Source organism: Micromonospora saelicesensis, from assembly GCF_900091575.1.
GTDB classification, from domain to species: Bacteria; Actinomycetota; Actinomycetes; order Mycobacteriales; family Micromonosporaceae; genus Micromonospora; species Micromonospora saelicesensis.
This window is the reverse complement of record NZ_FMCR01000002.1, coordinates 987,478-1,000,520: the sequence shown is the minus strand read 5'-3', so window position 1 is coordinate 1,000,520 and position 13,043 is coordinate 987,478. Positions and strand designations below refer to the sequence as shown.

Sequence of the window (13,043 nt, the reverse complement as noted above, 5' to 3'; positions counted from 1 at the left end):
GCACATGAAAGGAGTGGAGTGTGACTACCGAACAGTATCATGGGCGCTTACGCCGTCTGGGCGTACGCCGGCGGCTCTCGGCGGCGTTCACCGCCGGGGTCATCGCCACCGCGGCGGTGCTCATCGCGCCGCAACCAGCCGCGGCGGACACGCCGTGGCTGAACGTCTCCGCGGACCGCTACGCCACCTTCGCCGTCCCGGCGGCGTACGTGCAGGAGAACCTGGGCACCGTCTCGCAGGTCGTCGTCGAGGGAAACTTCGGTCCGTCGGCCAGTTGGGCGGAGTTCGGTCTGACCCGTCGGGGTGACGTGTGGTCGGGTGTTCTCGGCGCGTTGGAGCCCGGGCTGTACAACTACCAGCTCACGGCCGACGACACCAAAACCATCAAGGACCCGACGAACAGCACCGGTGTCGCGTCCAACCCGCTCCTGAGCACCTTCCTCGTTGCGGGTGACTCGGCGCGGTGGCTGCTCGACGCGCCAGCCGGCACCGGCGGAAAGATCGAGACGCTGGCCTATCGGACCAGGAACGCGCAGCGCTCCGCCCTGGTCTGGACGCCGCCGGGTTACGCGGCCAAGGGCCCGAAGGGATACCCGGCGCTCTTCCTGCAGTCGGGTGACGGTGTGGCCGCCACCGACTGGCTCGACCTCGGCCGATCCAAGCAGATCCTCGACAACCTCTCGGCTGCCGGCGCCATGAGCCCGATGGTGGTGGTGATCAACAACGCCAACGCCTCGGACGACAAGGAGTTGAAGGACCTCCGGAAGGCGGTCACCGACAACTACCGGGTCCTTCGCGATCCGGCGCACCAGGCGATCGCGGGTGTGTCCGACGGCGGCACGCAGGCGTTGCAGGCAGCGCTCACCAGGCCGGGTCAGTTCGGTTACGTCGGTTGGTTCTCGGGCACGTCGGCTCCGGAGATCGACCGGAAGGACGCCAAGGCGATCAACCGCGGCGTCAAGCTGCTCCGCCTGTACACGGGCAACGTCACCGATCCCGCGTACAACACCACCTACCGGCTGACGAAGGCGTTGGCCCGCGCTGACGTCCGGTTCGAGTTCGACGGGGTCAACCCGGATGGCGGCGCCACCTGGACCACCTGGCAGGAGAACCTCGTCGACTTCGTGCCGCGGTTGTTCCGGCACGTGGCCGACCACGGGCCGAGCCCCGGTCACCAGCCGCTCAAGCGGGAGTTCACCCCGCCGCCGGCCGGCACCACCCCGACGCCCTTCGTCAGCGAGGGCGGGTTCGTCACCTTCGAGACCACCACGGACTTCACTGACGCTCAGCACGTCACGGTCTGGGCGAACGTTGCGCCGGGCGGCAGCTGGTTGCGACTGCCACTGACCCGCGACGGCGACCGGTGGCGGGCGACCGTGGGCCCGCTGAAGCCCTGGTTCTACTACTACCGGCTGATCGTGGACCGGGTCGCGGTCAAGGACACCTCGAACCCGACGACTGTCACCACCGAACCGATGTGGAGCACCTTCTTCATCCCCGGGCCGGGTGCCCGACTGCTGTCGGACGTACCCGCCGGTCGTGGCGGGAAGGTCGAGAGCATGACCTACACCAGCACGGTGGCCGGCCAGGACCGGACCGCACTGGTCTGGACCCCACCCGGGTACGACCCGAACCGGACGCAGCCGTACCCCGTCCTCTACCTCCAGCACGGCGGCGGCCAGAACTACACGGACTGGGTCGAGATGGGCCGCGCCAAGCAGATCCTCGACAATCAGTTCCTCGACGGCGACCTCACGCCGATGGTCGTCGTGATGGGCAACGGCAACTCGTCGAACTTCAACAGCGAGTTGCGGGAGAACATCGTTCCGACGGCCCGTGCCCGCTACAACATCTCCAGCGATCCGTCGCAGCAGGCCCTCGCCGGCCTGTCGATGGGTGGCGGGCAGGCGTTCGGGGTGCTGAAGGCCTACCCGGGCGAGTTCGCCTACGTCGCCGCGTTCTCGGCCGGTTTCGGCAGCGGCACCGGCGTCGACGTGGCGGCGATCAACAACGGCACCAAGATGCTGCGCCTCTACGTCGGTGACCAGACCGACTTCGTCTACCCGAGCTTCATGGCATCGCTGACCACGTTGGACAACCTCGGTATCCGCTACGAGTTCGACGGGGTCACCCCCGGGCCGCACGGCTGGGACGTGTGGCAGAAGAACCTCATCGACCTGGCGCCCCGTCTGTTCAAGCGCTAGGAGCCTTCGCCGGCGACGCCACCGGGAGCAGGGCTTCCTGCTCCCGGTGGCGCCCGCCAGCGCATGGATGCAGTGCACCGCCATCGCCGAAGGGAACCATCTCAATGAAGAGAAGACGAATACTCGCCACGGTAGCCATGCTCGCGGCGGGGACCGGCCTCGTCGCCTGCTCCTCCGACGAGGGCGGCAGCGACGCGAGCAATTGCACGAACACCATCACCAAGCAGAACGTGCCGGTCGTGACGATGTGGGGCTGGTACCCCAACACCCAACTGGTCGTCGACAACTTCAACAAGCAGCACGACGACGTGCAGGTCTGCTGGACCAACGTCGGCCAGGGCAGCGACGAGTACGACAAGTTCCAGACCGCCATCTCGGCGGGCACCGGCGCACCTGACGTGATCATGGTCGAGGCGGACCGGATCCCGACCTTCCAGATCCAGGGCGCGCTGGTCGACATCAAGCAGTACGGCTTCGACGCGGTCAAGGCCAACTACAGCGAGGGCGCCTGGAAGGACGTGTCGGTCGGCGACAAGGTCTACGGCGTCCCCGTCGACGGCGGCCCGGTGGCGATGATCTACCGGAAGGACATCTTCGACAAGTACAAGATCACGCCGCCGAAGACCTGGGCCGAGTACGAGCAGGCCGCCCAGAAGGTCAAGGACGCCGGCGGCCCGCTGTTCGGGGACCTCGGCGCGAACGTCCCGGCGCTCACCATGGCGCTGCAGATCCAGAAGGGCGCCTCGCCCTTCACCTATGACCCGGCGCAGCCGAAGGCGATCGGGGTGAAGCTCAACGACCAGGCGTCCAAGGACGTGCTGGACTACTGGGGTGGCCTCGCCAAGAAGGGCCTGGTCGGTACGCAGAACCAGTTCACCCCGGAGTACATCTCCGGCGTCATCAATGGCAACTACGCGACGTACATCTCGGCGGCGTGGGCGCCCGGCTACCTCACCGGCGCGGGTGTCGGTAAGGGTCAGGACACCGGCAAGTTCGCGGTCGCGCCGCTGCCGCAGTGGGATCCGGCCAACCCGGTGCAGGTCAACTGGGGTGGGTCGGCCTTCTCGGTGACCAAGCAGGCGAAGAAGCCGGAGCTGGCCGCGAAGGTCGCCTACGGGCTCTACGCCGACAAGGAGTCGCTCACTGACGGCTGGACCAACCAGATCATCTTCCCGCTGAACCTCACGGCTCTCAAGGACCCGGCGCTCGTCGACCTGAAGGTGGCGTTCTTCAACGGTCAGCAGGCGAACAAGGAGGTCTACCTTCCCGCCGCCGAGGCCTACAAGGGCGTCGCGTACGCCCCGTTCGGTCAGTACTACCTCGACGCCATGGAGAAACAGGTCAGCGAGATCATCAAGGGCTCCGTCACCGGTTCGCAGGCTGCCGACCGGCTCCAGGAGGACGTGGCGAAGTACGCCAAGGAACAAGGCTTCACCGTTCAGTGACCGGATGGGTGGGCCGCGCCGGCACTGGCCGGCCCACCCGCCCCCCTCAGCGTCCACGTCCCGGAGACCAAGATGACATCCCTGACCGAGAAGCGAGCGCCGCGTACTCAGCCTGAGACGCGCAAGATCCGTGGCAAGGTGCACCTCCGCGAACACCTGATGGGGTGGCTCTTCGTCGGGCCGTTCGGGATCGTGTTCCTGGCGTTCCTCATCGCACCGCTGGCGTACGCGCTGTACCTCAGTCTCTTTCAGAAGAAGCTGATCGGCGGCACCAGCTTCGTTCTCTTCGACAACTACGTGAAGGCGTTCACCGACCCGAGCTTCCTGTCCGGGGCGTGGTTCGTCATCCGCTTCTCGCTCGTGTCGATCCCGCTGCAGATCGTCCTCGCGCTCGCGTTGGCCCTCATCCTGGACTCGGTGACCACCCTGTTCGCTCGCTTCTCCCGCCTCATGATCTTTCTGCCGTACGCGATCCCCACCGTCATCGGGGCCGTGATGTGGGGGTTCCTCTACAGCCGGGGCTTCGGCCCGCTCACCGACATCTTCGGGCTGTTCGGCGCCACCGCACCCGACTTCCTGAGCAGTGACCTCATTTTCTACGGGCTGCTCAACGTCGTCACCTGGCAGTGGGCCGGCTACTACATGATCATCCTGTACGCGGCGTTGCAGGGCGTCGACCCGACGCTCTACGAGGCGGCCCGGATGGATGGCGCCGGGCGGTGGCAGATCGCGACGCGGATCAAGATCCCGCTGATCGCGCCCGCCCTGATCCTCATTCTGGTCTTCTCGCTCATCGGCACCCTGCAGTTCTTCAACGAACCGCAGATCCTGCGATACCTCGCCGCGGGCGCGATCGGCTCGGACTTCACCCCGAACATGTACGCGTACCAACAGGCGTTCTCGCTCGCCAACTTCAACTACGGGTCGGCGATCTCCTTCGCCCTCGGCGGGCTCGTGTTCATCTGCGTGTACGCCTTCCTGTTCTTCACCCGCAAGCGGAGGAGCTTCCTGTAGATGATCGACCACACCAGCGTCCGCGCCGGCGCCCGCCGACCGCAGCGCTACCTCCCCCTGCAGATCCTCCTCGGCTTCCTGGTGATCTACTTCCTCGTACCGTTCTGGTGGGTCATCGTCAACAGCTCCAAGGACGCGCCGGGCCTGTTCGGCGGCGGCAACACCCTCTGGTTCACCGACCAGATCGACTACCTCGGTAACCTGCGGCAGCTCTTCACCTACGACGGTGGCATCTACCTGCGGTGGATCCTCAACTCCACGCTGTACGCCATCGCCGGCGGAGTCGGCGCCACCGTCCTGGCGGTCATGGCCGGCTACGGTTTCGCCAAGTACCGGTTCGCCGCCCGACGCTTCAGTTTCGCCGTCGTGCTCGGCGCGCTGATGGTGCCCGCCACCGCCCTGGTCATCCCGACCTTCATCATGTTCTCCCGGCTCGGCCTGACGAACACGGTCTGGGCGGTGATCCTCCCGTCGCTGCTCAACCCGTTCGGCGTCTACCTGATGCACGTGTACGCGCGCGACGCGGTGCCCGACGAACTCCTGGACGCGGCGCGGGTCGACGGCGCGGGGGAGATACGGACGTTCATTCAGATCGCCCTTCCGCTGATGCGTCCCGCGGTGGTCACCGTGCTGCTCCTGTCGGCCGTGGCGTCCTGGAACAACTACTTCCTGCCGCTGGCCATGCTCTCCGACAACCGGCTCTTTCCGGTCACCGTCGGTCTTGGTCTCTGGCAGGGAATCGCGTCCGCGAACAACGCGGGAACCACCTCGCTGTGGAGCCTCATCATCCTGGGCTCCCTGGTGTCCGTGATCCCACTGATCATCGCGTTCTTCAGCCTGCAACGACACTGGCGCGGCGGACTCTCCGTCGGAGGTCTGCGGTAGGCCGCGCCGACGCCGCCAGCCAATTCACCACACGCGCATTGATCGCCGCGCAGGACGCGGCCGGACGGATGACAGAGAGGTGTGCTGATGTCGACGACGAATCGACCGCTGCGCAGCGGGGAGTGGTTCGGTGCGGAAGGCCGCAACGGGTTCATCCATCGGTCCTGGATGCGCAACCAGGGGTTCGCGGACGACGTCTTCGACGGTCGCCCGGTGATCGGCATCGCCACCACCTGGTCGGAGCTGACACCCTGCAACGCCCACCTGCGCGACCTCGCCGAGTCGGTGAAGCGGGGCGTGTGGGAGAGCGGGGGCCTGCCGCTGGAGTTCCCGGCGATGAGCCTGGGCGAGCCGCTGATGCGACCCACGACAATGCTCTACCGCAACCTGCTGGCGATGGAGCTGGAGGAGTCGGTCCGCGCCAACCCGCTCGACGGGGTGGTCCTGCTCTCCGGCTGTGACAAGACCACCCCCGGCCTGCTGATGGGAGCGGCGAGCGTCGACCTGCCGACACTGATGCTGACCGGCGGCCCGATGCTCAACGGCAAGTTCCGCGGCCAGGACATCGGCTCGGGCACCGTCGTCTGGCGCTTCACCGAGGAGATGCGGGCCGGTCGGATGACCGCGGCCGACTGCTCCGAGGCGGAGGTCGGCATGTCCCGCAGCCGAGGCCACTGCATGACCATGGGTACCGCCTCCACGATGGCCTGTGTGACCGAGGCGCTGGGCGTGCAGCTTCCGGGGGCGGCCGCCGTGCCGGCGGTCGACTCCCGGCGGTACGCGCTCGCACACGCCGCCGGACGCCGGATCGTCGCCATGGTCGAACAGGACCAACGGTTGTCCTCGGTGCTCACCAGGCAGGCGTTCGAGAACGCCGTCCGGGTCAACGCCGCCATCGGCGGCTCCACCAACGCGGTCGTACACCTGCTCGCGATCGCCGGACGCCTCGGTGTCCCCCTGTCGCTGGAGGACTTCGACACCCTCACCGCCGACGTGCCCATGCTCGTCAACCTCATGCCGTCCGGGAAGTACCTGATGGAGGACTTCGCCTACGCGGGTGGCCTTCCGGTGGTGATGAAGGAACTCGCACCGCTGCTGCACATGGACCACATCACCGTCGGCGGTCGGAGCGTGGCGGAGAACGTCGACGGCGCCCAGTGCTGGAACCGGGACGTCATCGGCACCCTGGAGGAGCCGTTCCAGCCCGCCGGCTCGGGCACCGTGGTGCTGCGCGGCTCGCTCGCGCCGTCCGGAGCGGTGTTGAAGGTCTCCGCCGCCTCCGCCCACCTCCTCACGCACACCGGTCCGGCGCTCGTCTTCGACCGGATCGAGGAGTACGTCGTCGCCGCCGACGACCCGGACCTCGACGTCACGCCCGACACGGTGATCGTCGTCCGCAACGCCGGACCACGGGGCTACCCCGGCTTCCCGGAGGTGGGCAACGTGCCCATGCCACGACGGTTGCTCGCCGAGGGCATCACGGACATGGTGCGGGTCTCCGACGCTCGGATGAGCGGCACCGGCTACGGCACCTGCATCCTGCACGTGGCACCGGAGGCGTCAGTGGGTGGCCCTCTCGCGCTGGTGCGCACCGGCGACCTGGTCTCCGTCGACGTCTCGACGCGCCGGCTGGACCTCCTGGTCGACGACGTGGAACTGGCCCAACGCCGCACCGCCTGGCAGCCTCCGCAGCCGGTGGCCGACCGGGGTTGGGTACGGCTCTACAGCGAGCACGTCCTCCAGGCGGACAGCGGTGCGGACCTCGACTTTCTGGTCGGTGGCAGCGGCAGCGCGGTGCCTCGTCACTCACACTGACGGCCACGATCGGACGAGGCCCACGAGGAACTGATTCCATGGAAGAACGGACGGCCCGCCAGTGCGAGTTCACGCAAAGGCCGCTGTGACAGCGGCCGACCGGCCCCCGGTCATGGCCGACGTCGCTCGCCTGGCGGGCGTGTCACACCAGACGGTGTCCCGGGTCATCAACGGGGCGCCCAGCATCAGGCGCGAGACGCGGGAGCGGGTCCTCGAGGCGATCCGACGGCTCGACTACCGCCCCAACACGGCCGCCCGCGCGCTGGTGCGCGGACGGTCCGGGATGATCGGCATCATCGGCACGGCCAGGACGCTGTTCGGTCCGACGAGCATCCACCGCAGCGTCGAGGATGCCGCCCGCGCGGCCGGCTACTTCGCGACCTCGGTGAGCCTCTCCGAGGTGACGGTACGGGCGCTCAGCGACGCCACCGAACACCTCATGCGCGTCGGCGTGGAGGGCGTCGTGATGATCGCCGGCAACGACGAGGCCCTCGAGGTGGTGCGGATGACGCGCTCGGGTGTCCCCTTCGTCGTCGTGGAGGGCGATCTGTCCAGGGCCAGCGTGACCGTCGGCGTCGACCAGGTGCTCGGCGCCCGGATGGCCACCGAGCACCTCCTCGACCTCGGGCACCGGGAGATCGTGCACGTGAGCGGTCCGCTCAACTGGGCGGAGGCCCGCGCTCGCCTCGAAGGTTGGCGTCAGGCGATGAGTTCCGCGGGCCTACGCCCGCCGGAGCCGGTCGAGGGGGACTGGAGAGCGCACAGCGGCTACGCCGCCGGGCTGCGAATCGGTGCGATGCGCGCAACCACTGCGGTGTTCGCCGCCAATGACCAGATGGCCATCGGTGTACTGCGCGCGTTGCACGAGCGTGGGCGGCGGGTGCCACACGACGTCTCCGTCGTCGGATTCGACGACGTGCCCGAGGCGCCCTACCTCATCCCGCCGTTGACGACGATCCAGCAGGATTTCGACGCGGTCGGTCGGCGGGCCATCACCGCCGTCACCCAGGCCATCGACGACACGGTGCCGCAGCGTCTGCCGCTGGTCGTGCCCAAGCTCGTGGTGCGGCAGAGCACGGCGCCGCCGACCGCTACCTGAACAGCCGACGATCTGGACCGGCTGCCCGCCGACGGGCGGGAGCCCCAGCGTGTGGCCGGGGCTCCCGCGACGTCGATGGTGCTCGTGGCGAACGAGGTGTTCAGAGGGTGAAGACGAGCGTGGAGATGCTGCGGGCGCCGACGTTGATGGTGGCCTGGCCGCCGTTCACGCTGGTCGGCTGGCTGGCCGCGTTGGCGTTCTGCGAGGTGAGGTAGTGCTCGGCCCGACTGACGTTCTGCGGGGCCTGGATCACGGCGTTGTTGACCGCGCTGTTCGAGCGGTTGAGGATCACCAGGGTGATCTTCCCGTCCCCCTGGTAGGCCGTCACCTCCAGCGGTGAGGCCTTCGAACTCTTCGTCAGGGCGACGCGCTGGTAGCCGGGGCGGACGTACTTCGCGTACTGCGAGAAGGCGTACCCGCGCTTGAGCGGAGCGCCCGCGACGGTGCCGAACGCCGACTCGCCGTCACCGATGAAGGAGTAGTAGCGCTTGCCGTACCACCAGATGTAGGCGTTCCAGTTGGCCTCCATCGACTTGTGCACGGTGCGCATGATGTCGTCGAGGGTCTCGTTCCAGACCGCCGCGTTGGCGGGGTTGCCCCAGATGTTGGAGCCGCCACCGTCGGCGGCGTGCAGGTTCCACTCGGTCATCCACACCGGCTTGTTGTGCTGCTCCGCCAGCGAGTACGGCCGCAGTCGGCCCGACTCCTCGGTGCCGTACAGGTGCCCGCCGACGTAGCCGATGTTGTTGCGGGCGGTCGCGTCGTTGAGGGTCGGATCGGTGTAGCCGTAGTTCATGTTGACCGCCTCGGCCACCATCAGCTTGGTGTTCTGCACCTTGGTGCCCTGGTCGCGGACGAAGGTGCGCAGCTCGGTGCCGCTCCAGTCCATCGAGTCGTAGTCCGGGTGCCAGTCCGGCTCGTTCTGCACCGACGTGACATCGATGGGTACGCCCTGGCCACGCATGTACTGCACGTAGCTGTTCAGGTGGTTGGCGTAGTCGTCGTAGTAGTCGGTCTTCAGCTTGCCGCCGTTGACCCGGCTGTTGTTGGTCTTCCACGCCGCCGGCGCGGTCCAGGGCGAGGCGAGGATCTTCACGTTGGACCCGTACGACTTCGCCGTCTTCAACGAGTTCACGTGTGTCGCCCACTCGCTGGATTCCGGCGACAGGCCGGTCCGCACGATGGAGAGTCCCAACTGGTTGGCACCCATCCCGACCAGCGTCTGGGTGTCCGTCGTCGACCAGGCGCTACCCCAGATCGACTGCGCGGCCCCGAAGCCGTCGACCGTCTGGTACCTGGTCGCGCTGTTCACCGTGATGTCCGCCGGCCCGTTCGGCGGCGGGGTGGTGGGCGGCGGGTCCGTCGGCGGTGGGGTTGGCTCGGTGCCACCGGTGCAGCCCACCCCGTTCAACGTGAAGGTGCTCGGATCGGGGTTGCTGCCGGTCCACGAGCCGTTGAAACCGAAGGAGACGGTCCCGTTGGTCGGGATGGCCCCGTTGTAGCTGACGTTCTTGGCGGTGACTGTGGTGCCGCTCTGCGTCAGCGTTGTGTTCCACGCCTGCGTGACGGTCTGTCCGGCGTTGTAGTTCCAGGTCAGCGTCCAACTCGTCACCGCGTCACCGAGATTGGTGATGGCGACGTTGGCGCCGAAGCCGCCCTGCCACTGCGACGACACGTCGTACTTCACTGAACAGCCGGCGGCTGCGGCCCCCGCCGGGATCGCCACGGCGACCGCTGCCGACGCCAGCAGGACGGCACCGACCGACACCAGGGCGGCGTTGGTCACTCTTCTTCTCATGAAGCTCCTCCTGAAATGGTGGTGGCATTCCACGCCTCGGGAGGGCTCGTCTGCGGTCGGATTCAGCGATGGTCGGGGCGGTGAATAGTTGGGAGCGCTCCCAGGTGCCTGATCCGAGAAAGCTAATTCGTATAACGAATCCTGTCAATGCGATCGGACCTGGTGCCAACGGTGCCGTCACCGGCCGCAGGTGCCGCACTGCCGCCGATTGCGCAGGTGGTAGTCGGTGGACGCGACGAGCAGACCCAGCCCGATGACGAGGTACGCCGACATCGCCACCCACAGGAACGCGTCGGAGAACTCGCTGTGCGAGCCCGACGTCACCTGCACCATCCCCATGCCGAAGTAGGCCACGATGCCCGCTCCGAGCCCGAAGCCGGGCACCAGCAGCACCGGACGAGGAATGGTGCGCCCGGCCAGCAGCGGCACCCAACCCGGCCAGACCTCGCCCCAGTGGTACACCAGCGCCAGCGGCAACAGCACTCCGGCCAGCACCAGGCCGATCTCCAACCCGAGCAGGGAGGCGCTCTGGTCGACGCGGTCGAACCCCACCACGAACTGGGCCGCGAAGCGGGTCACGAGACCGCCCACAGCGGCCCACGCCGCCCAGCGCGCCCACCGCGCGGGCGCCGAGCGCCGCGTGCCCGGTCGGACCGTCCGGCAGCAGGCTGGGCAGTCGCCCCGGGTGCGCCGCTGATAGCGCGCGGTGGCCAGGGCGAGCAGTACCGCTCCGGTGACACAAGCCAGCCGGCTGACGAACGCCAGCGGGTCGAAGAACGGGCCTACGGTGAACAGCAGGAAACCCACCAGCTCCGGCAGCAGGATCGCGGCTGCCGCGACCAGCGCTCCGGCGACCGTCCAGGCGAGCCCCGCGAGCGCCGGCCGCCAGGTCGCCACCCGGTCCAGGGCAACCGCCAGCCCGCCGGCGGCCACGCACAACGCCACCGACCACCAGCCGGTGAAGCCGAGCAGGTCCAGCCCGAGCCGCCCGAACTCCGGAGCCTCACCGACCGTCCAGGCCAGACGCACGCCCCCGTATGCCACGGCCCAGCCGAGCACTGCGTACGTCAGGCCATGGAGGCTCCGCCCGACGATCCGTGTCGATGTCGTCATGTACCGATCCTGCCGGTGTCCCGCAGTGGGCAGGCCCCGCTGACAGGGGAAGACGCTCCCTCGCATGAGGGACGTACCGACGGTGCGGGCGGCGATCAGCGTGGGCGGCGCCCGCTATCCGGACTGGGTCGGGTCGTCGGACCCGAACAGCGCCGAGGTGGGCGGTGCCGAACGCGGATCACGGACGGTGTGAGTGATGCCGGCTGCCTGTTCGTGCGCCCGGTTCACGATCGTCTCCGCCTCCCGGCGGGCGGCGCTCACCGTCTTCTCGGCGTCGAGCTTCGCGGCGTTGAGGTGGTCGTCGGCCTGCTTCTCGGCGAGTTGGAGGATCTGCTCCACCCGGGTGCCCAGGCCGCTGAGTGTCGGCCTGTCCGGGCTCGACCGCTGCCGTTTCGCGACGCCCGCCGTGCCCGTCGCCGTTCCGTCGCCGGCCACGCCGGTCGCCTCGTCGCGGTTGGCCAGGCCGTCCTCCACCAGGTCGGACTCTGTCGTACCGATCAGGGAGAGCCCGATTCCGAGCGCGGCGACCGCGACTCCGGGCCAGACCGCGTCCGGCCCGAGGGATGAGCCGACCGCGACGCCGACGCCCAGCCCGAAGAGGACTGCTGCGGTCTTGACCGGCTTGCGCATGGGGTCCTCCTCAGGTGGTACGGGAACTGGGTCTCCCGTTCCAGCATGGCGAGCGAGTCAACCTGACTCGGTCTGGTGTGGAGTGACCGGGTGTGGTGTGAATCCTCGGCCTTCTATACCGTGGCACGGTCACGGGTGGCCACTTCCTCGACCGGGCCGTCCCGCGACGACGTCGCTTACGCGTTCGACATGGGGGGTTTCGTCGTGACCATGGAATCGCCGACGACCGGCCGGCCCGAGGCTGCTGAGGCTGACGTGCAGCAGAAGATCGACACGTCGGTGCCGCATTCGGCGCGGATCTGGAACTACTGGCTCGGTGGCAAGGACAACTTCGCTGTGGACCGCGAGGCCGGGGACCAGTATCGCCAGGTCTTCCCCGGCGTCGTCGACGTGGCCCGGGCCTCTCGGCAGTTCCTGGTTCGCTCGATCATGTTCCTCGCTGCCGACGCGGGCATCCGCCAGTTCCTCGACGTCGGCACCGGGCTGCCGACCGCCAACAACACGCACGAGGTCGCCCAACGGATCGCCCCGGACGCGCGGATCGTCTACGTCGACAGCGACCCACTGGTGCTGGTGCACGCCCGCGCGTTGCTGGTGGGCACGGCCGAGGGCAGTACCGCCTACATCGACGGCGACCTGCACGACCCGGCCGCGGTCATCGCCGAGGCCGGCAAGACGCTGGACTTCGCGCAGCCGATCGGTCTCATCCTCAGCGGCGTCATGGGTCACGTGCCCGACTACGAGGCGGCCCGTTCGATCACCCGGCAGCTGGTGGCGGCACTGCCGAGCGGCAGTTACCTCTCGCTGAACGACGGCACGAGCCTGATCAGCGCCGAGATGCAGCAGGCGCAGGACGACTACAACGACAGTGGCGCGACCCCGTACACCCTGCGCTCGCCCGACGAGATCGCCGGCTTCTTCGACGGCCTGGAGCTGGTCGAGCCCGGCGTCGTGCCGTGCCCGCAGTGGCGGCCGGACGACGCGGTCGACACGCCGGCCGACATCGACGCCTTCGGCGGGGTGGGCCGTAAGCGCTGACG

Annotated in this window: 10 protein-coding genes; 7 read left to right on the top strand and 3 right to left on the bottom strand. The window is 68.3% G+C overall.

Going from position 1 to position 13,043, the window contains the following annotated elements:
• Positions 1 to 20: 20 nt before the first annotated feature.
• The 6 genes from GA0070561_RS12370 to GA0070561_RS12345 all read left to right on the top strand — a co-directional run bounded on the left by GA0070561_RS12370 (position 21) and on the right by GA0070561_RS12345 (position 8,462).
• Positions 21 to 2,204, top strand: a complete 2,184-nt coding sequence (locus GA0070561_RS12370) for an alpha/beta hydrolase-fold protein (protein WP_091399790.1) — start codon at positions 21 to 23, stop codon at positions 2,202 to 2,204.
• A 104-nt stretch (positions 2,205 to 2,308) separates the two neighbouring features.
• A complete protein-coding gene (locus tag GA0070561_RS12365) occupies positions 2,309 to 3,649 on the top strand; it encodes an ABC transporter substrate-binding protein (RefSeq protein WP_091399789.1) in 1,341 nt (446 codons plus the stop codon).
• A gap of 72 nt (positions 3,650 to 3,721) precedes the next feature.
• Complete coding sequence (locus tag GA0070561_RS12360) at positions 3,722 to 4,663, top strand: carbohydrate ABC transporter permease (protein ID WP_091399787.1); 942 nt, start codon at positions 3,722 to 3,724, stop codon at positions 4,661 to 4,663.
• Entirely contained in the window at positions 4,664 to 5,548 is an 885-nt protein-coding gene (locus tag GA0070561_RS12355) for a carbohydrate ABC transporter permease (RefSeq protein ID WP_091399786.1), read from the top strand.
• Positions 5,549 to 5,635: 87 nt separating this feature from the next.
• Positions 5,636 to 7,363: an IlvD/Edd family dehydratase gene (locus tag GA0070561_RS12350; RefSeq protein ID WP_091400233.1), complete on the top strand. Its 1,728-nt coding sequence runs from the start codon at positions 5,636 to 5,638 to the stop codon at positions 7,361 to 7,363.
• A gap of 112 nt (positions 7,364 to 7,475) precedes the next feature.
• Entirely contained in the window at positions 7,476 to 8,462 is a 987-nt protein-coding gene (locus GA0070561_RS12345) for a LacI family DNA-binding transcriptional regulator (RefSeq protein WP_091400230.1), read from the top strand.
• Between the two features lie 100 nt (positions 8,463 to 8,562).
• Here GA0070561_RS12345 and GA0070561_RS12340 read toward each other — a convergent pair whose 3' ends face one another.
• From GA0070561_RS12340 to GA0070561_RS34695, 3 genes are all read right to left on the bottom strand, one after another.
• Positions 8,563 to 10,260, bottom strand: coding sequence for a cellulose binding domain-containing protein (locus tag GA0070561_RS12340; protein WP_091399784.1), 1,698 nt, complete (start codon positions 10,258 to 10,260; stop codon positions 8,563 to 8,565).
• Between the two features lie 177 nt (positions 10,261 to 10,437).
• Positions 10,438 to 11,373: a hypothetical protein gene (locus tag GA0070561_RS12335; RefSeq protein ID WP_141710365.1), complete on the bottom strand. Its 936-nt coding sequence runs from the start codon at positions 11,371 to 11,373 to the stop codon at positions 10,438 to 10,440.
• A gap of 114 nt (positions 11,374 to 11,487) precedes the next feature.
• Positions 11,488 to 12,003 carry a DivIVA domain-containing protein gene (locus tag GA0070561_RS34695; protein ID WP_091399781.1) on the bottom strand — a complete coding sequence of 172 codons (516 nt, stop codon included), beginning with the start codon at positions 12,001 to 12,003 and terminating at the stop codon, positions 11,488 to 11,490.
• Between the two features lie 135 nt (positions 12,004 to 12,138).
• On the opposite strand from GA0070561_RS34695, the gene GA0070561_RS12325 reads away from it, so the two are divergent.
• Complete coding sequence (locus tag GA0070561_RS12325) at positions 12,139 to 13,041, top strand: SAM-dependent methyltransferase (RefSeq protein WP_244166167.1); 903 nt, start codon at positions 12,139 to 12,141, stop codon at positions 13,039 to 13,041.
• Positions 13,042 to 13,043 lie beyond the last annotated feature (2 nt).